Origin of the sequence: Citrobacter freundii ATCC 8090 = MTCC 1658 = NBRC 12681 (assembly GCF_011064845.1) — a bacterium.
GTDB classification, from domain to species: domain Bacteria; phylum Pseudomonadota; class Gammaproteobacteria; order Enterobacterales; family Enterobacteriaceae; genus Citrobacter; species Citrobacter freundii.
Genome location: NZ_CP049015.1, coordinates 2,798,372 through 2,817,822, shown reverse-complemented (window position 1 = coordinate 2,817,822; position 19,451 = coordinate 2,798,372). Strand labels below are relative to the sequence as shown.

Sequence of the window (19,451 nt, the reverse complement as noted above, 5' to 3'; positions counted from 1 at the left end):
GTAAACAATGAACGTTGAAGATTTAAAAAGAAAAACTGAAGCGGATATTTCTGAATTCATTACGAAAAAAATTATTGAACTCAAAAAAAAGACAGGAAAAGAAGTTTCCGACATCCAGTTTACTGCCCGTGAAAAAATGACTGGGCTTGAAAGCTATGATATTAAAATTACATTAATTTAATAGTTATAAGACTCAATTCGAGTAAAAAAGCATTACCTTTCAAGGTAATGCTTTTTTATTTCTGTCATAAAATTAAGAACGTTGTCAAAGCCTTCGCTTCTATGCATAGATTTTCTGCCTTCCTTTTAACGGGGCCTTCTGGCGAGCTCGGCTGTAACGGGCGACAATCGCAGAGGCTCTTTCTATTTATGAAAAAATTCAACTAACGACCGTTTCCGTTTTCTTTCCTCATACTAAAAAATTTGTATCTAATAAACAGGATTATACCGATGCCAGCACGCGCTAAACGCCCATGCCGACACAAAGGGTGTGCGGCAATCACCAATGATGTCAGCGGATATTGTGACCAACACCGACAGCAGCATGCTGGTGACGGCTGGCGGAGTTATCAGGCAGGAAAGAGCAGACAAGAACGTGGTTATGGGCGGTCCTGGGAAATCATACGGGAGCGTATCTTACAGCGTGATCAATTCCTGTGTCAGAACCATCGCCGGCAGAAGATAGCGAAGAAAGCGACCAGCGTTGACCACATAATCCCAAAAGCTCATGGCGGTACTGATGACGATTCCAATCTTGAGTCGTTGTGTTGGGAATGCCACAGAGCGAAGACAGCAAGAGAACGTATTCGATGATAATATTCACTGCTGTAATGCATAAGAACAGTTTCTACATTCATGCAGATACCCGGAAGGAATTTTGGGTGTTTTTAAGTAAAACACTGGGATGGGGCAAATTTGAGTTAATTCGCCCCTCTGACGAGTTTAGCCCTACTGGAGGGTTGTTTGAATTAGTCGAAGTGCGTTCGGCAGATTCAGAACCCCCTGAGTCAGTAACTGTAGGGTCAAATGTTTTATGGCGTCTCCCGGAAGCTCTCGGAGTTTTGAAATCAATCCCTTCTTCTGATCTTCAGATATATTTGCGACACGGATTATATCCTCAAGGGCAACAATCGTGTCATTGTGTAACCGAACGGTTTGAACCTTAAGGATCGCACTTAAGCCGCCATCATCAAGAAGAAAATCAATTCCTTTCTCTGTAATGTTGCAGTATGGGGCGTTGAAAATAAAATCAACGCCAGCCATGGTTTCGCTGCGTACGAAGGGTGTAGAAACAAGACTATGCATTTCAAGATATAGCATGCACGCCACAAAGTGATCATAGTTATCAAACTTCTCAATGAGGTCTCGCTCCTGTGCCTTGTTTAAAGAGTTGGGAGCACAATCTATAAGAGCGTTGAGGATCTCAAGTTGTAAGGCTCTATCATATTTTCTAGTTTTATCCATTTCTTAGACTCCATCGTTTATTTATTGAGATTAACTGAAGACACTATGCTGAACATCCTGATGAATGACCAGTATCTGCTTTTGCATGCTTTCTTGCTGTCATCTTCAAGGGGGAGGGGGGATCAAATCCCTGACCCCTTTCGCGCTTCAGGACTGCCGCTCCCGGTAGATTTTTGCGCGTGAGAAATAAGAAATTTTTTTTTGAGCATATTTAGAGGTGTTTCGACATGGGTTCGGGAGTGAGAGCACCAGGTGGCGGTCGTAAGTCGAATAACACAGGAACGCAGGTTAGTTCTCTTACAAGAGCCGTTTCCCCGCCTGATGAGCTTCTTGGTGAAATGGCTGTTGATGCCTGGCGACGGACGTGCAAAATCCTGATCAACAGGGGTACGTTCGAGATGGAAGATTGTTATTTACTGATGGAATACTGCAATACAGTGCAGCTTCTGTACGACGCGAATCAGGAAATTAAAAGCGATGGTCTTGGCGACGACACTGCTGCAGGTGGACAAAAACTGGGTGCGGCGGTAAAGGCCAGGAGCAAATATATCAGCGAACTTATTCGTCTCAGTGTTGTGTTGAAACTGGACCCCAACAGCCGCATCAGGAAAAAGCAGCCAGGAGATAACACCAACCCAGGAAACGAATTCGACGAATTTTAATTGGGTCTTTAGTCCCTTTTTTTATGGGTGGAGTATATGGCGGCATACCCGAGCGTCAATCTGGCGAACGCTTATGCACGCGATGTACTAAGCGGGAAAATCCTCGCATGTCGATATATCAAACTGGCATGTCAGCGCCATTTTGATGACCTGAAAAAATCACTGGATAAGAACTACCCCTATCAATTCAACAGAGACTTAGCTGAACGTGCATGCAGATTCGTTCAGTTGTTACCCCATTCTAGCGGGGATTTAGCTGGGCAAAAATTGATACTGGAACCGTGGCAAAGTTTTATTTTCTGTTCAATTTTTGGCTGGGTGACGAAAAAGGATAAAAAGCGGCGATTTCGCGAAGCATATATCAGGGTAGCTAGGAAAAATGGGAAATCCTTTTTTGCGGCCGGGATTGGCACTTACATGTTTTGCGCTGATGGTGAAAACAGTGCGGAAGTCTATTGTGGTGCGACGACAATGGCGCAGGCCAAGAAGGTTTTCACTCCAGCCAGGCAAATGGCGGACCGATTACCTTCTCTCCGGGCTAAATTTGATATCTCAGTATGGGTGGACAGCCTGACCCGTCCTGATGGTTCCGTATTCGCACCAATGGCAGGGAAACCTGGCGATGGTGACAGCCCGCATTGCGCGATTATTGATGAATATCACGAGCATGATACGGACCATATGTATGAAGCGATGACAATGGGGATGGGCGCGCGTTCTCAGCCACTAACACTCATTATCACGACTGCAGGTACATCTCTTGAATCACCATGTTATGACAAAGACAAAGAGGTAAAAGAGGCTCTCAGCGGCATAGTCAGCAATGATCGTCTGTTCGGCATGATTTACGAGCTGGATGATGGCGATGACTGGACTGACCCTAAAAACCTGATTAAAGCGAACCCCAACCTTGATGTTTCCATCAAGTACAGCGATTTGGTTGAGCTACTGGAAGTCGCAAAACAGGTCCCGCGTAAGGTAAACGCCTTCAAAACTAAACGCCTCAATATCTGGGTGTCTGGTAAGTCGGCGTACTACAACATGACGCAATGGCAGGCGGCGGAAGATAAGTCTCTGCGGTATGAAGATTTTGCCGGCGAGGATTACTACCTCGGTCTGGACCTTGCCCGCCGTCTTGACCTTAATGCCGGTGTTGGGGTTTTTGTCCGGGAAATCGAAGGCAAAAAGCACTACTACTGCGTAAGCCCGAAATTTTGGGTACCTGAAGATACGATCAACAGTACGGATCCGAAAGAAGCTAAAACTGCTGATCGTTATCGTAAATTCAAAGAAATGGGTGTTCTGGAGGCAACAGATGGAGCAGAGGCTGATTATCGCGAGATTCTGGCCAGCATTATCGACCTGCAGGACATCCATAAGGTTCGTATCAGCGAGATCCCCATAGACCCCAGCGGAGCAACAGCGCTCAGTCATGAGCTTCAGGATAACGGTTTTGAACCGATTTCCATCCGGCAGGACTACACCAACATGTCTCCACCAATGAAAGAGCTGGAAGCAGCGCTTGCCGGTGGACGCTTCCATCATGACGGAAATCCTGTTCTGTCATGGTGTATCAGCAATGTCATCGGCAAAACGGTACCGGGTAGCGATGATATCGTCCGACCAACGAAAGGTGACAAGCAGTCAAAAATTGACGGCGCAACGGCGCTTTTTATGGCTATAGGTCGTGCAATGTTGAATGGCCGGGTGAGTAATTCATCCGTTTACGACGAGGAAGATATAGCATGCTAATGACATTTTTGAGTTTTTTTATCGGCCTCGCCGGAGCCGCGTTACTGTCTGCCGGTGCCTGGCTTATTTTACCTGCAGCAGGGCTTATTACTGGCGGTGGAATCTGCCTGCTGTGGTCATTTTTAATCGCGAGATCGATGTCTGCCAGCGTAATTAAATCGGGGGGTGAATAATGTTCATTCCCCAGATGTTTCGGGGTAAATCTCAGTCTGGTGGTGGCTTCTGGCAGGCTATGCTGGGTGGTGTGAGTTCCAGCCAGAGCAAGGCGGGAATAATGGTTACACCTGAAACCGCAATGGCGCTATCGGCGGTCCGCGCATGTGTAACGCTTCTGGCAGAATCGGTGGCGCAGCTGCCGTGTGAACTTTACAGGCGAGGTGCTAACGGAGCCCGTAAGCGAGCTACTGACCACCCCGTTTATGATCTTGTACATTCCCAGCCTAATAAAAAGGACACCTCTTTCGAGTATTTTGAGCAACAACAGGGCCTGCTTGGTCTGGAGGGGAATTGCTACTCGATCATCGACAGGGACGGGAAAGGTTATCCCCGCGAATTAATCCCGGTTAATCCCCAAAAGGTCATTGTCCTGAAAGGCCCGGATGGGATGCCATATTATGAACTCCCCGAAATTGGCGAAACGTTGCCAATGCGCATGATTCATCATGTGAAAGTATTTTCGCTCGACGGTTATATCGGCAGTTCTCCAATCCAGACAAATGCGGATGTACTTGGGTTAAACCTGGCTGTGGAGGAACATGCTGCTCAGGTTTTTCGTCGAGGTACGACGATGAGCGGTGTTATTGAGCGTCCAAAAGAAGCTGCGACAATCAAAAACCAGGATGCAATAGACAGACTGCTGGCAAAGTGGACGGACAGGTATTCCGGCGTCAGGAACGCATTCTCTGTTGCATTGCTTCAGGAAGGGATGAGCTACAAACAGCTATCTCAGGATAATGAGAAAGCGCAGTTGTTACAGTCCCGTCAATGGGGCGTGGAGGAAGTGTGCCGGCTCTATAAAATCCCGCCTCATATGGTGCAGATGCTGGCGAAAGCCACAAATAACAACATTGAGCATCAGGGGCTGCAGTTTGTGATGTACACGCTGTTGGCCTGGCTGAAGCGTCATGAAGGCGCATTAATGCGCGATCTGCTTTTACCCAGCGAGCGCGGTGATCTGTACATTGAATTCAATGTTTCTGGCCTGCTGCGCGGGGATCAGAAGTCACGCTATGAATCTTATGCCTTAGGCCGCCAGTGGGGCTGGTTATCGGTTAACGACATTCGCCGCATGGAGAACCTTCCACCCATCGCCGGAGGGGATAAATACCTGACGCCTCTGAATATGGTCGACAGTAAACAAATCTTACCTGGCGATAACACGCCAACAGCAAAACAACTGGCAGAAATCAACTCTATTCTGTCCAGAAACTGAATATCACCCGCAGTGCGGGCTGACCTGGTAAACATCATGACAAAAAATTTAATTAATCTGCCGCATCTGGCGGCTATAGGACCATCGAAAACCTGAGTCAATACAGTAGTATGATGTCCTTTTTACGTTCAAGAACCCTATCTTTGGGTAGATTCTTGCTCTTATTGACAATAAGAAATGCTTTGAGTCCAAAGGTAAGAGCGGAGGGATGGTGATGGGTGGGGACCTGTCATCCCCACAGAAAAATCAAGTTATACACGTTCATCATTCGCTCATCAGCCACACATCAGCCTCTTCAAACATTTCCTGAACAGTACGGCTTATCTGTTCCTTCTCATGCTTGCTGGCGTCAGTGTTGATCGCCGGCAGCGTCATCATCGGTTTTACCCAAGTACCAGTATCGGGAAAAGGCGCGGTTTCACACTTATTTCCCTTAGAATTACATCCTTTACATTAGACCTATGAATACAAGATGAAGTGCCACTTATTTGGCTAAAATGCAAACACAAATCTAACTTGGATGTGGTTTTGCGTTATTTTATAACGTTCTTTTCTAATAAAAAACATAAAGAAATATTTGTTTTAGCCGATAATCTGTTTTAACTGTATGTATTTGATTCACGACAGATAGTAGAATGTATGTTGTTACATAGGGTCAGGCATATAAAGAGGTCGGCGTGAAGAATAACCACAATTTAAAACGAATTAAGCCTTATATGATATCAATCATGTTTTCATTTTTTATTTTTTTCTCATTGTCTGAGATTTCAATGTATTATATATACAAGGAGAGGATTGCATCATATACAGAACGAGTTTTGAATAGAAGCGTTAGTCTCATTCAACAGATTGATAAAATAAATGATAGTTATGAAATATTTAATGCTTATAGTCCTTGTAGTGAACTACAACTTCATGCTCTAAGAGTGGCCTTATGGCCCTATGCTCTTATAAAAGATATATCATTTATTTCAAATGGTGCAGTCATATGTAGTGCTTTATGGGGAGTGTTGCCAGCACCATTGCTTCTCAATATCTATGATAGAAAAGTTGAAAAGGACAATGTAACTTGGTTTTTTGGTGTGTTACTGGAAAATAATGTAAAAGCTGATTTGCTAAGCAATCAAAAATTAGCCATAACGATTTCACCATTTGCATTTAATAGATTTGTTACAGACCATGAAGAGAAGGGGTTTTCTGCAATTGTAGGTGACAGAGATCATTCGCTTCATTTGTTCAAACTTGGTGAGCAGGTCGATCTTCTTGAAGAGGCTCAGCATGATAAATCCTACCAACTAGGACTTATTACCACGCAAAGCTGTAATAAAAATAATAATATCTGTGTCATGGGGGGAGTTAAATTTCCGTGGATGAGTTTCGATAGTTGGTTAACGATGTTGTTGATTTCCTTTACATCTATTGTGACCGGTGTTCTTCTGGGTGGTTTTTATAATCAAAGAGTTGCACGTAAGCAATCATTAGTTTCAAGATTAAAAAATGCGATAAGAAGCGAATCATTATATCTTGTGTATCAACCTATTTATAAAATAAAAACCGGAAAAATTATTGGTGTAGAAGCACTAATTAGATGGGATGATCATGATATTGGTAGCATTCCTCCTGATATTTTTATCCCTATTGCAGAGAAGCATGGTTTAATCCAGGGAATAAGTGATTTTGTATTTCGAATGGTAGTAAAGCAAACCATGTCTCTTTCTGAGGAATTTGATATTTTTATAAGCATTAATGTTAGTTCTCAAGACCTTCTGTCGGAATCATTTCAAGAAAAAGTGTTTCAGATGATTGATGAATCAAATATAAAACCTGGTATGATAATGATGGAGTTAACAGAAAGGCAGAGCGCGGAAATAAATTCCCTCCAAAAGGTTATTTCTTTATTTAATAATAAAGGTATATCAATAGCTATTGATGATTTCGGGACTGGTCATTCAAATTTAAACTGGCTATCAAATTTACAAATAGATGAAATTAAAATTGATAAGTCAATTACAGATTCTATTGGTGAACCCTCTGTAAATAATAATATCGTATCAGGATTGGTGGAGATTTTTAAAGATATAACTAACAAAGTCGTTTTCGAAGGTGTCGAGACATCAACTCAGGTGAAATATTTAACTGAAATGTTCCCTGAGTGCGGTGTCCAAGGATGGTATTACTCACAGCCACTATCTATAGATAAATTGACAAAGTTAGTAAATGATATTAATGGGGTTTAATATGTATTGCATTGTTTTTATTGTTTAATTTTATATAAGATACGTGTAACCGTGTACCATATAAATTTAACAGCTGAACTTTAATATCTCGTGCCGAATATAGTTGACTAGTTGGTTCGAGATTGAGTGAAATGTCGCGTTCTGATTCATCAGCGAGCAGGGCAAGATAATCTTCACGCGTCATTGACTGTAAAAAACGTCCACACATAGAAACCTCCAGCCATATGTCAGACTGAAAGTATAGGGCAGGAAGAAAAAGTGGTGCGCACCGGTAATGATTTAAAAAGGAGCTTGTAAGGTAAATTGGAATGATGGTTTTGTGAATTGATGAATTCTTAAAAATATGTAGATGCTGGAACAATGCGATCCCGAATTTTTCCCGACGACGCCACGAAACCAATAGCAACTGATTGATCTTGAATGGGTGCATTAGTAAGTATCAGGAGGTGTTTTTTAGTGGTTTTTTGGTGTTAACATATTGAAGTTTATAGGTTATTACGTTTTGATTTGTAAACAGGAATCGTATTCGGTCTCTTTTTATGTGGCGAATGCGATGCCATCCAGGGCAAAACACGTCTTATCGCATGCTGCATTCTCCATAAACCATACCATACTCCTGCCCTCGATCGTCCAGGCTTTTTTACCATCATTGCTAAAATTATAACCAGGTACCCTTGTACTCTGGAGGCGACATGGGACGACCTGACAATATCTATCAACGAATCGACGGTACACAGTGGCGTCACGTCTGGGTGGTTGGGGATATCCACGGCTGCTTCTCGATACTGATGGCTAAACTGCGCCAGTACCGTTTTGATCCCTGGCAGGATCTGCTGGTTTCAGTGGGGGATGTTATTGACCGTGGACCAGACAGTTTGCGTTGCCTGAAATTATTGCGTAAACGCTGGATTGTCGCGGTCAGGGGGAATCATGAACAGATGGCGCTGGACGCGCTGGCGACGGGGGATAAATTCATGTGGTTAATGAATGGTGGCTCGTGGTATGCGCAGGCGGAGCAACCGGCAGCAAAATTCGCTCTTGAAGAGTGTTGGCAATTACCCTGGATTCTGGAGCTGCACTGTCAAAACGGCATACACGTTATTGCTCATGCCGATTACCCGGATGATGATTATCAGTGGCTAAAAAAGATCGATTTACAGCGTGTGCTGTGGGATCGTTCGAGACTAATGAACAACGGTTGTGGGATTCGCGGCGCGGATCACTTTTGGTTTGGCCACACGCCGTTGCGCCATCGGCTGGATCGCGAGAATCTGCATTATATTGATACCGGTGCTGTATTTGGCGGCGAGTTAACGCTGGTACAACTGCAATAATCAAAAATCGCTGTATTCCTGGGCCGGGTGCCAGAAACTTTCGATGTAGTCATCCGCGGGTAAACACCCTCCGTTACGAATACGTTGATCGTCCATCGATATCAGGCACTGCTGCTCAGTTTTGTAGACATCAACCACGATATCTTCACAACCGCCATCCAGGTAGCACACAAAAAGAACCAGCGTGAACATTCCATCCTCAAATGGTAAAGCCATAGCTGTAGTGTAGAAGATGTTGATAGATGAGGAAAATTAACCAGGAAATAACCCGTCTGGCGACGGGTTCTTTTTGAATCAGGCAAGGCGCATGATCCAGGCATCTGACTTACGATCGTAGTGTTCGCGAAATAGTACTGAATGTTCTCCGTTCAACAGGGCCGGGACGCTGGTATCGGCATCCCAGGCATCCAGTTGCATACATAAATCCGGGTCGGATTTACACGGAATGGTTAACGTTCGGTCCCCCGGCGATTCGCCATGTAACTCGGCGTCGTCGATTTCAAAAGCGCCAATGCGCACACTGGTTTTCATCATCGTGCTCTCCGTTAATTTGCTGATTGTGGTACGACCAGTTAGGTCGTCCATTTTTCAGCGTAGTCAACGTTAGCAAAAGCGCCAGTAAAAACGTGCGTTATCCCGTAAAGAGTTTGCCATCCCGGACAAGATCGCGTGGGTAGCTATTCTTCAGTCGCGATCCAATACGTTTTGCCAGACCGATAGGCTGATGCTGGAATGTAACCAGTACGTCGTCACTCGTCGGTGCGGTTTGTGGGTAGACATCCCGACCGCGGTACCACTCTTCAGCTTCGGCAAGCGTCAGTTCAAACGCATTGCTGTGATTTGGGTTGGCGAACGCGATGACGGCTTCATGCTGCCAGCGGTAGCCTTTATTGTGCGTTTCAGCTAATTTGACGCCGAGTCGGGAAAAGCGGACTTTGCCGATCAGTGGCTCAATTTCTGTTGGGAATAGCCAAATCTCTTTATCGCGCTGCCACAGGCGTAAATTATCTTCCCACTGCAGTCCACAAGCGCTCGCGGCTTGCGCGACAAGCGCGGACTCGCGTCCTTTCAGCGGGCTAAACGGGAAGTTACCGACTTTATATGTGGGCGCAGGTAGTGGAGGGATGGCGGCTGTTTTGCGCAAACGCGCAACGAAGAAACCTTCGCAATCGTAAATTTGCGGAAACACATGCAGGAATCCTTCCGGCGTCAGAACGCGTTCGGCCTGTGGAAATAAATCGCCGAGTGGTAAAAACTCGACGGCGTCCGGGTAGGTTTCAATCAACCACTGCATGACGTTTTCATTTTCGTCACGGTTAAGTGTACAGGTGGAGTAAACCAACGTGCCGCCGGGGCGCAGAGCGTGAAAGGCGCTGTCGAGCAGTTCGCGCTGAGTTGCGGCAATTTCCAGATTACTTTCTGGCGACCAGTTTTTTAGCGCGTCAGGGTCTTTACGCACTACGCCTTCCCCGGAACACGGGGCGTCGAGCAATATGGCATCAAATGATTCCGGCAACGCAGCGCCAAATACTCGTCCGTCAAAATGGGTCAGGGCGACGTTGGCTATCCCGCAACGGCTGATATTGGCGTGCAGAACTTTGACGCGACTGGCAGAAAATTCATTCGCCAGAATGGCGCCTCGATTATTCATTTTTGCGGCAATTTGCGTGGTTTTGGAGCCAGGGGCTGCCGCGACATCCATTACGCGTTCCGGGGTATTGCCTTCGGCAAACAGCGCAGCGACTGGCAGCATTGAGCTGGCTTCCTGAATATAAAACAGGCCGCTTAAATGTTCTGCTGTGCTACCGAGCGGCACTGACTCTTCTTCATCGCGTTCGATCCAGAAACCTTCAGCACACCAGGGAACCGGAGTGAGAGACCAGTTGTAAGGTGCTGTCAGTGTGAGGAAATCGGCAACGGAGATTTTCAGCGTGTTGACGCGAATGCTGCGGCGCAACGGGCGCTGACAGGCAGCGAGAAAATCATCGAATGAGAGCGTGGAAGGCATTGCTTCACGCATTTTAGTCAGAAAGGCGTCGGGAAAATAAGCCACTTGGTACCACCGGCAAAAAAACAGGTGCGCAGTGTAGCATAAGTGCTCCGGCGCGAGTACGCCGGAGCAAGTGGAGAGATTATCGTGGCAGGGCTGTTCCCCATTCACGCCACTCTTTCGGTTCGCTTTCGAGCAACAGGAAGTGTTTACCTGCCTGCGCTTTAGGAGCCAGCGGTGTACCTGGTGGAGTCGCGAAGGCGATGCCGCCGCGGATGAACTGATTGAAGGTACCGGTCTTCACGACACCGCCCGTCAGGCCGAAGTCAAGATTGTAGCCGGATGCCAGCCAGAACACGGAGTTGTTGCGCACCAGATGCTGATAGCGCTGGCTAATGCGCATGGCAACCATCACACGATCGGAAAGCGAGCCCAGCGTCAGCCCGGTGACGGTCCCCACTTCAATACCTCTGAACAAAACTGGGGTTCCGATATTCAGTGAACCTGCTTCCGGTGCTTCCACCACAATACTCAGACCATCGAGGTAACGAGAGTCGGTAATGGTGGCTTCCTGCAGCTCAAAATCACGTCGCGGATTACCGCGTCCGGGTTCAACGTTGATGTACGGCTGCAGGATTGTATCCAGATGCTCCACGCCAGCTGCCGAAATTTGCGGGGTGATCACGGAGAAACGGGTACCGCTTCGCGCGAAGGTCTGCACGTATTCCGGGTACAGAACTGCTTTTGCCTGCACTTCGTTACGGGCGGTGATCAGCTCAAGCGTCTGAATCTGGCCGATATCGATTCCCAGGTAGCGAATCGGCATGCCAGCAGCGAGTTTACCTGCATCGAACGCATGCAGCGTTATCTGGCCGCCTACCGCACGCGCGGCGGTTTCCGAAGCATACAGAATGCGCTTGTCGCCTTTGCGTTGGCTGGCGCTGGCACCGCTTAAATTATCGAAGCTAATTGCCCCTTTAAGCGCGCGTGAAAGGGGAGATGCCTGTACGGTTAATCCGCTGCCGTTAAGCTGAACTTTTGCTCCGCCTTCGGCCCAGAACACGCTGTTGCTGGTCAACAGGTTGCGATATTCCGGTTTAATATGCAGATCGATATCAAATGCATCGGCGCGAGGACGAACGCTGATCACTTCACCGACCTCGAATTTGCGGTATAGAACCACCGAGCCGGCCTGCACATCAGGCAGCGTTTCGGCGCTCAGGCTGACCGTGGTGGTTGGCAGATCGCTCAGGCTGTTTTCAATCGCTTTTTCCAGGTTGGCATACAGCGGGTAGCTTTTTTTCATTTCCCCCTTCGTTCCGGGCAAAATGCGAATGCCGCCGCTGAGCCACTCGCTGGCGCTGGCGCCAAGGAACTCCACGCCATCAAGTCCGACTTTGACGTCCACGCGACTGTTGACCACGAACTTACTGTCACCTTGCACCAGGTCACGATGCTGCGGTTCGATGGCAACGGTAAATGAAACGCCTTTGCTGGAAAGCGTGCGCTCAATCACCTGACCGACCTGTACGCCGTGGAGAATCAGCGGCTGGCCAGCATCAATACCGTAACTTTCCGGTGCGGTGAGCGTAAATGTCATGACCCCTGGATCGTGTAACAACGACTTCTCTGCGGGGATAACCACAAACTGGCTACGCGGCTCGCCTTCGCCGGGGACCAGTTCAAACGTTTTACCCGTCAGCAGTGAGCTGAGATTGGCATCGTTTAACGATAATTTAGGGCTGTGTAATTCAATCCGCGTGTTGTCGCGCAGCAGCGTTACGACGCTGGGGTCGACCGTCATTTCTCCAGTCACTTTACCGCCTGGATTTAAATCCAGTTTGGTGAGTTGGCCGACTTGTAATCCTTGATACATCAGCGATGTTGAGCCAGCTTTGAGTCCGTCCCCGCTGGGTAAGTCAAGCTTGACGATCACCCCGCGCTGGCTGTGCGCGAGATCCTGATATAAACCAAAAGTGTCGTCGGCTGCGGCGGGTTTTGAGTCTTCAGGCGAATCAAAAGCAATGGCGCCATTGACCAGCGCGGCCAGACTCTCCAGTTTGATCTTCGCGCCGCTGAGACTGACATCCGCATTCACACCGGAGACGTTCCAGAAGCGGCTGCCTTTTTTCACCAGATTGGTAAACCGACGTTCAATCAGCACGTCGATAGTTACGCCCTGATTGTTGGGGTTGATAGTGTAGTCATACACCCGGCCCACCGGAATCTTACGGAAATAAACCAGCGAACCGCTATTGAGCGAACCGAGGTCAGGCGCCCGCAGATGCAGCATCAAATCGCCATTATCCAGACGGTATTTGGGCTGCGTGTCGAGGGCAACGAAATGATCTTCTTCCTCGCCGGTTCCGGGCATCATGCCGATATAGTTACCACCAACCAATGCATCCAGACCCGAAACTCCGGCCAGTGACGCTTTCGGCGTGACCAGCCAGAACTGGGTATCTTTGCGCAGTGCATCTTTCATGCTCGATTTGATGCTGACGCGGACTTCAATTTTACGCAGATCTTTGCTGAGGTTGATATCCTGCACCGTGCCCACTTCAACGCCCTGATAACGAACGGGCGTGCGTCCTGGTACAATGCCGTCCGCGGACATGAAGTCAATGGTTACGGTATTGCCGCGATCTTCATAGCTTCCCCAGATAAGCCATCCTGCGATCATCAGTGCAATGAACGGCAGCAGCCAGAACGGAGAGATACGGCGTTTTGTTTTAATCTGCGCTTCAGTCTGCGAAGCGGGCGTTTCCTGACTCATGTGCATCCCAAAGTAAGCGGCTGTCCAGCCATTCCACAGCAAGAATAGTCAATATTACCGCCGCGCCGAAATAAAACGCAGCCGGTCCCATAGTAAAAGCAAGTATCTGATCGCGATTAATCAGCGACATGGTTAAAGCGATAACAAAGAGATCCAGCATCGACCAGCGACCAATCCAGGTCACCATACGCAGCAGTTTTATGCGGGTACGCAATCCTTGCTCGCAGTTAAAATGGATGCTGATGAGCAACGTAAACATCACAATCACTTTGGTGAATGGCACCAGAATACTGGCGATAAAAACGATCGCCGCCACGCCGACGTTGCTGTTTGCCAAAGACATTATGCCTGACAGGATAGTGTCTTCCTGCCTACCACCGTTGACATAAATTACCGAGATGGGCAGCAGATTAGCAGGCAAAAGCAGGACAATCGAGGCCAGTAGCGCCGCCCAACACTTTTGGATACTTTGATTCCTGCGCCAGCGCAGCGGGATATGGCAACGAGGGCAGCGACCCCGAGCGTCCGGATAACCTGTAAAGTGACAACCGAGGCAGACGCGGAGCTTTTCATCAGGGCGACGGGCTGGTCTTTGCGGGTAAAATCGGTCCCAAAGCTGCTCTACGTTGAGGTGCGACAGCGTCAAAATACTGAGGATCACCAGCGCAATAAAAGCAAACAGCCCCACACCGGGTTGCAAAAATGCATAGTCCTGAACTTTGATTGACGCGACGCCAATGCCCACAAGATAGATATCGAGCATCACCCACTCTTTGAGCCTTTCCAGCATCAGCAGCACCGGGCGCAGGTTCATCCCAAGAATATTGCCAAACCACAGATAAGCAATTGAGGTCACGAGAATTAGCGGCGCGCCAGCGACGCAAAAAAGCACGAAAGAAGCAGTGAGGGGGTCACCTTGTCGGGTCATTTGCCAGATGCCTTGCATAACATTGGCATCAATGCGCACGCCTAATAAATAGATGTGCAGGAGTGGCTCTCCCCAGGCAAAGGGCATCAGCAGCAACATGGTGAAAGCCATTGCCGCCAGTCGCGTTAATGACCAGTCGCGTCCGTCACGAATTTTTGCCTGGCAGCGTGGGCAAAAGGCACTTTGGTGCGAACGCATTTTAGGCAAGCTAAATATCAGGTCACATTCAGGGCAGCGATGATAATGTGCACGAGGTAGTGCCTCACCGATGGACCTGATGGCTATTTTTTTAGTTGGCGTGATGCGTGGTGTCGTTAAGGCCATGTATCGCGAATCAAATTGTTGAAGTAATGTTATCTTAACTCATGACGGGAATGATCTTGAGCATTAACGCATTTAATGTTTATTTTAGTAGGCTGCAGTTTTAAGTAAGACAACTAAGTGATTACATAATGAACAAAATAGAGCTATACACGGATCTGAACCGTGATTTTCAGGCATTGATGGCAGGTGAAACCAGTTTTCTGGCAACGCTGGCGAATACCAGCGCATTGTTGTACGAGCGTCTTGCAGAAGTGAATTGGGCCGGTTTTTACCTGCTTGAGGACGATACGCTGGTGCTTGGTCCCTTCCAGGGCAAAATTGCCTGCGTGCGGATCCCGGTAGGGCGTGGTGTGTGCGGTACAGCAGTGGCGCAGAACCAGGTTCAGCGTATTGAGGACGTACATGCTTTTGATGGGCACATTGCTTGTGATGCCGCCAGCAACGCTGAAATCGTCCTGCCAATCACCGTCGAAAATCAGATAATCGGCGTGCTGGATATCGATAGCACGGCGTTTGGCCGCTTTACTGAGGAAGATGAACAAGGTCTGCGTACACTGGTGGCACAACTTGAAACCGTGCTTGCAACGACGGATTACAAAAAATTCTTTGCGCACGTCGCAGGATAATCAACGGATAACGTAGCAATTACTGATGACGTCATTATAATGTCGCCTGTTCATGCCTGCGCTTGTTGGCTACGTCCGTTGTAATCAGGAAATTTCATGGAAAATCAACCTAAGTTGAATAGTAGTAAAGAAGTCATCGCGTTTCTGGCCGAACGCTTCCCGCAGTGTTTTAGTGCGGAAGGCGAAGCGCGCCCACTGAAAATTGGCATTTTTCAGGATCTGGTAGAGCGTGTTGAGGGCGAAATGAACCTCAGCAAGACTCAGCTCCGTTCTGCCTTACGTCTCTATACTTCAAGCTGGCGCTATCTGTACGGCGTTAAATTGGGCGCAACGCGTGTTGATCTCGACGGCAACCCTTGTGGTGAGCTGGATGAACAACATGTTGAACATGCGCGCAAACAGCTGGAAGAAGCTAAAGCCCGTGTTCAGGCGCAACGCGCAGAGCAACAGGCGAAAAAACGCGAAGCGGCAGCTGCTGCCGGTGAAAAAGAAGGCGCACCGCGTCGCGAGCGTAAGCCGCGTCCTGCACCGCGTCGTAAAGAAGGTGCAGAGCGTAAACCTCGCGCTGAAAAACCAGCAGCAAAAGCACCGCGTGCTCCTCGCGAAGAACAGCATACCCCGGTATCTGATATTTCAGTACTGACGGTAGGGCAGTCTCTGAAGGTGAAAGCAGGAAATAATGCGATGGATGCCACCGTATTAGAAATCACCAAAGATGGCGTCCGTGTACAGCTGAATTCGGGTATGTCTTTGATTGTACGCGCAGAACACCTGGTGTTCTGAAACGGAGGCCAGGCCTGGCATGAACACTTTTTTTAGGCTTACTGCGTTAGCTGGTCTGCTTGCATTAGCAGGCCAGGCACTTGCTGTGGAAGACATCACGCGTGCCGATCAGATCCCCGTTTTAAAGGAAGAAACCCAGCATGCGACGGTAAGCGAACGTGTGACGTCGCGTTTTACGCGATCACACTATCGCCAGTTCGATCTGGATCAGGCGTTTTCGGCAAAAATTTTTGACCGCTATTTGAATTTGCTCGACTACAGCCACAATGTGCTGTTGGCGAGCGATATCGAACAGTATGCAAAAAAGAAAACGGTCCTCGGCGATGAACTACGCACCGGCAAGCTGGATGTCTTTTACGATCTCTATAATCTGGCGCAAAAACGCCGATTTGAACGTTATCAGTACGCATTAAGCGTACTGGCACGTCCGATGGATTTTACCGGTAACGACACGTTTAACCTCGACCGAAGCAAAGCGCCGTGGCCGAAGAGCGAAGCAGAGCTTAATGCGCTGTGGGACGGTAAGGTTAAATTTGACGAACTCAGCCTGAAGCTGACCGGTAAAACCGATGCGGAAATTCGCGAAACGCTTACGCGCCGCTACAAATTTGCGATTCGCCGTCTGGCGCAGACCAACAGCGAAGATGTGTTCTCACTGGCGATGACAGCGTTCGCCCGTGAAATCGACCCGCATACTAACTATCTCTCTCCGCGCAATACCGAGCAGTTCAATACTGAAATGAGCTTGTCTTTGGAAGGTATTGGCGCGGTTCTGCAAATGGATGATGACTACACCGTCATTAACTCCATGGTGGCAGGTGGTCCGGCAGCCAAGAGCAAGTCGATCAGCGTTGGCGATCGTATTGTCGGCGTCGGGCAGACGGGCAAGGGCATGGTCGATGTGATTGGCTGGCGTCTGGATGACGTCGTGGCACTGATCAAAGGACCTAAAGGCAGCAAGGTACGCCTTGAAATTCTGCCTGCCGGTAAAGGTACCAAGACGCGCACCGTGACGCTAACGCGTGAACGTATTCGTCTCGAAGACCGCGCCGTGAAAATGTCCGTGAAAACCGTTGGCAAAGAAAAAGTTGGCGTACTGGATATTCCTGGCTTCTATGTAGGCCTGACTGATGATGTCAAAGTCCAACTGCAGAAACTGGAAAAACAAAATGTCAGCAGTATTATCATCGATCTGCGTACCAACGGTGGTGGAGCACTGACTGAAGCGGTTTCGCTTTCCGGTCTGTTCATTCCTTCCGGCCCGGTGGTTCAGGTTCGTGATAATAACGGTAAAGTGCGTGAAGACAGCGATACCGACGGCGTTGTGTACTACAAAGGCCCGCTGGTGGTATTGGTCGATCGCTTCAGCGCCTCAGCATCAGAGATTTTCGCTGCGGCAATGCAGGATTATGGCCGAGCGTTGATCGTTGGTGAACCGACCTTTGGGAAAGGCACCGTCCAGCAGTATCGCTCCCTGAACCGTATTTACGATCAGATGCTGCGTCCGGAATGGCCAGCGCTGGGTTCTGTTCAGTACACGATCCAGAAATTCTACCGCGTAAACGGTGGCAGCACGCAGCGTAAGGGCGTTACGCCGGATATCATCATGCCGACAGGTAATGAAGAAACTGAAACCGGCGAGAAATTTGAAGATAACGCACTGCCGTGGGACAGCATTGATGCTGCGACCTACACTAAGTCAGATAATCTGACGCCGTTCGGACCTGAATTGCTGAAAGAGCACAATGCACGTATTGCGAACGATCCTGAGTTCCAGTACATCATGAAGGACATTGCGCGTTTCAATGCGATGAAGGATAAGCGCAACATCGCTTCTCTGAATTACGCTCAGCGTGAAAAAGAGAATAACGAAGATGACGCAATGCGTCTGGCGCGTATCAACGATCGGTTTAAACGTGAAGGCAAACCGCCATTGAAGAAACTGGACGATCTGCCGAAGGATTACCAGGAGCCGGATCCGTACCTGGATGAAACGGTAAAAATCGCGCTCGACCTGGCGCATCTTGAGAAAGAGAAGCCAGCGGAACAGCCCGCAACCAGTCAATAACCTCGAACAGGCACAAGAAATTGTGCCTGTTTTTTTAACAAGTGCATGAAGACGTCAGCCTGATACGATAAAATGTAAAGTTGTGTCTTTCTGGTGACTTAGCACCTATGGATGCTTGAAAATAGTCATAAGACCCATACGATATGGGTAATCGCATAGTGCGTTTTGTTAAATTGAGGTTAAAAGAAAATTATGATGCGAATCGCGCTCTTCCTGCTGACGAACCTGGCTGTGATGGTCGTTTTCGGGCTGGTATTGAGCCTGACAGGGATCCAGTCAAGCAGCGTTCAAGGCTTGTTGATCATGGCACTGCTGTTTGGTTTTGGTGGTTCCTTCATTTCGCTGCTGATGTCCAAATGGATGGCGTTAAAGTCCGTTGGCGGGGAAGTGATCGAACAGCCTCGCAATGAAAGAGAACGCTGGCTGATGAATACAGTTGCGAATCAGGCCCGCCAGGCCGGGATCGCTATGCCACAGGTTGCAATCTACCACGCGCCAGATATTAACGCGTTTGCGACCGGTGCCCGCCGGGATGCCTCGCTGGTGGCTGTAAGTACTGGCCTGTTGCAAAACATGAGCCCGGATGAAGCCGAAGCGGTTATCGCGCATGAGATCAGCCACATTGCCAATGGCGATATGGTGACCATGACGCTCATTCAGGGGGTAGTAAACACCTTCGTTATCTTTATCTCACGTATTCTGGCGCAAATTGCCGCTGGCTTTATGGGCGGGAACCGTGATGAGGGTGAGGGTAGCAACGGTAACCCGTTGATCTACTTTGCGGTGGCGACTGTGCTGGAACTGGTGTTTGGTATTCTGGCGAGCATCATTACCATGTGGTTCTCACGTCATCGTGAATTCCATGCGGATGCCGGTTCTGCAAAACTGGTGGGTCGTGAAAAAATGATCGCCGCGCTGCAGCGCCTGAAAACCAGCTATGAGCCGCAGGAAGCGACCAGTATGATGGCGTTCTGCATCAATGGTAAATCCAAATCGTTGAGTGAGCTGTTTATGACTCACCCCCCGTTGGACAAACGTATTGAAGCGCTGCGCAGCGGTGAGTACCTGAAATAAT

General features: G+C 48.4%; 18 protein-coding genes and 1 pseudogene. 12 read left to right on the top strand and 7 right to left on the bottom strand.

What is annotated here, in order from left to right; genetic code table 11:
• The first annotated feature begins 7 nt into the window (after window positions 1-7).
• Both G4551_RS13520 and G4551_RS13515 read left to right on the top strand, forming a co-directional pair.
• Window positions 8-181, top strand: a complete 174-nt coding sequence (locus tag G4551_RS13520; protein ID WP_003841960.1) for a GnsA/GnsB family addiction module toxin — start codon at window positions 8-10, stop codon at window positions 179-181.
• A gap of 269 nt (window positions 182-450) precedes the next feature.
• On the top strand, window positions 451-813 hold the full coding sequence (locus G4551_RS13515; protein ID WP_003841963.1) for an HNH endonuclease: 363 nt from the start codon (window positions 451-453) through the stop codon (window positions 811-813).
• Window positions 814-948: 135 nt separating this feature from the next.
• Here the strand turns inward: G4551_RS13515 and G4551_RS13510 are convergent, their stop codons facing one another.
• A complete protein-coding gene (locus G4551_RS13510; RefSeq protein WP_003841965.1) occupies window positions 949-1,464 on the bottom strand; it encodes a hypothetical protein in 516 nt (171 codons plus the stop codon).
• Window positions 1,465-1,691: 227 nt separating this feature from the next.
• On the opposite strand from G4551_RS13510, the gene G4551_RS13505 reads away from it, so the two are divergent.
• From G4551_RS13505 to G4551_RS13490, 4 genes are read left to right on the top strand one after another with little or no spacing between them, the layout of a single operon-like run.
• Window positions 1,692-2,126, top strand: coding sequence for a P27 family phage terminase small subunit (locus G4551_RS13505; protein WP_032941333.1), 435 nt, complete (start codon window positions 1,692-1,694; stop codon window positions 2,124-2,126).
• 36 nt (window positions 2,127-2,162) lie between these two features.
• A complete protein-coding gene (locus G4551_RS13500; RefSeq protein WP_003841968.1) occupies window positions 2,163-3,878 on the top strand; it encodes a terminase large subunit in 1,716 nt (571 codons plus the stop codon).
• Entirely contained in the window at window positions 3,872-4,051 is a 180-nt protein-coding gene (locus tag G4551_RS13495) for a hypothetical protein (RefSeq protein ID WP_003841969.1), read from the top strand. Before G4551_RS13500 ends, G4551_RS13495 begins: the two co-directional genes overlap by 7 nt.
• Complete coding sequence (locus G4551_RS13490) at window positions 4,051-5,310, top strand: phage portal protein (protein WP_003841970.1); 1,260 nt, start codon at window positions 4,051-4,053, stop codon at window positions 5,308-5,310. Before G4551_RS13495 ends, G4551_RS13490 begins: the two co-directional genes overlap by 1 nt.
• A 264-nt stretch (window positions 5,311-5,574) precedes the next feature.
• On the opposite strand, the pseudogene G4551_RS23860 reads toward G4551_RS13490, so the two are convergent.
• Window positions 5,575-5,718 (bottom strand): annotated as a pseudogene (locus tag G4551_RS23860) (DinI-like family protein); the annotation flags it as partial.
• Between the two features lie 269 nt (window positions 5,719-5,987).
• Between G4551_RS23860 and G4551_RS13480 the strand changes: the two are divergent.
• Entirely contained in the window at window positions 5,988-7,547 is a 1,560-nt protein-coding gene (locus G4551_RS13480; RefSeq protein ID WP_003841974.1) for an EAL domain-containing protein, read from the top strand.
• A 692-nt stretch (window positions 7,548-8,239) separates the two neighbouring features.
• Window positions 8,240-8,881 carry a protein-serine/threonine phosphatase gene (gene pphA / locus G4551_RS13475; protein ID WP_003034937.1) on the top strand — a complete coding sequence of 214 codons (642 nt, stop codon included), beginning with the start codon at window positions 8,240-8,242 and terminating at the stop codon, window positions 8,879-8,881.
• On the opposite strand, the gene G4551_RS13470 is transcribed toward pphA, so the two are convergent.
• The 5 genes from G4551_RS13470 to yebS all read right to left on the bottom strand — a co-directional run bounded on the left by G4551_RS13470 (window position 8,882) and on the right by yebS (window position 14,899).
• Complete coding sequence (locus tag G4551_RS13470; protein ID WP_003841978.1) at window positions 8,882-9,073, bottom strand: YdfD/YebW family protein; 192 nt, start codon at window positions 9,071-9,073, stop codon at window positions 8,882-8,884.
• A 102-nt stretch (window positions 9,074-9,175) separates the two neighbouring features.
• Complete coding sequence (locus G4551_RS13465) at window positions 9,176-9,412, bottom strand: YebV family protein (protein ID WP_029139506.1); 237 nt, start codon at window positions 9,410-9,412, stop codon at window positions 9,176-9,178.
• A 100-nt stretch (window positions 9,413-9,512) separates the two neighbouring features.
• Window positions 9,513-10,901, bottom strand: a complete 1,389-nt coding sequence (gene rsmF, locus G4551_RS13460) for a 16S rRNA (cytosine(1407)-C(5))-methyltransferase RsmF (RefSeq protein WP_003841980.1) — start codon at window positions 10,899-10,901, stop codon at window positions 9,513-9,515.
• A gap of 112 nt (window positions 10,902-11,013) precedes the next feature.
• Window positions 11,014-13,647: a PqiB family protein gene (locus G4551_RS13455; RefSeq protein ID WP_003034947.1), complete on the bottom strand. Its 2,634-nt coding sequence runs from the start codon at window positions 13,645-13,647 to the stop codon at window positions 11,014-11,016.
• On the bottom strand, window positions 13,616-14,899 hold the full coding sequence (gene yebS, locus G4551_RS13450) for a membrane integrity lipid transport subunit YebS (RefSeq protein ID WP_003841983.1): 1,284 nt from the start codon (window positions 14,897-14,899) through the stop codon (window positions 13,616-13,618). Before yebS ends, G4551_RS13455 begins: the two co-directional genes overlap by 32 nt.
• Window positions 14,900-15,027: 128 nt before the next feature.
• Between yebS and G4551_RS13445 the strand changes: the two genes are divergently transcribed.
• The 4 genes from G4551_RS13445 (at window position 15,028) to htpX (ending at window position 19,450) form a co-directional block, all read left to right on the top strand.
• Window positions 15,028-15,525, top strand: a complete 498-nt coding sequence (locus G4551_RS13445) for a GAF domain-containing protein (protein WP_003034953.1) — start codon at window positions 15,028-15,030, stop codon at window positions 15,523-15,525.
• A gap of 96 nt (window positions 15,526-15,621) precedes the next feature.
• On the top strand, window positions 15,622-16,308 hold the full coding sequence (gene proQ, locus G4551_RS13440; RefSeq protein WP_003034957.1) for an RNA chaperone ProQ: 687 nt from the start codon (window positions 15,622-15,624) through the stop codon (window positions 16,306-16,308).
• 19 nt (window positions 16,309-16,327) lie between these two features.
• Window positions 16,328-18,376 carry a carboxy terminal-processing peptidase gene (gene prc, locus G4551_RS13435; RefSeq protein WP_003034960.1) on the top strand — a complete coding sequence of 683 codons (2,049 nt, stop codon included), beginning with the start codon at window positions 16,328-16,330 and terminating at the stop codon, window positions 18,374-18,376.
• Between the two features lie 192 nt (window positions 18,377-18,568).
• On the top strand, window positions 18,569-19,450 hold the full coding sequence (gene htpX, locus G4551_RS13430) for a protease HtpX (RefSeq protein WP_003034964.1): 882 nt from the start codon (window positions 18,569-18,571) through the stop codon (window positions 19,448-19,450).
• The last annotated feature ends 1 nt before the right edge of the window (window position 19,451 follow it).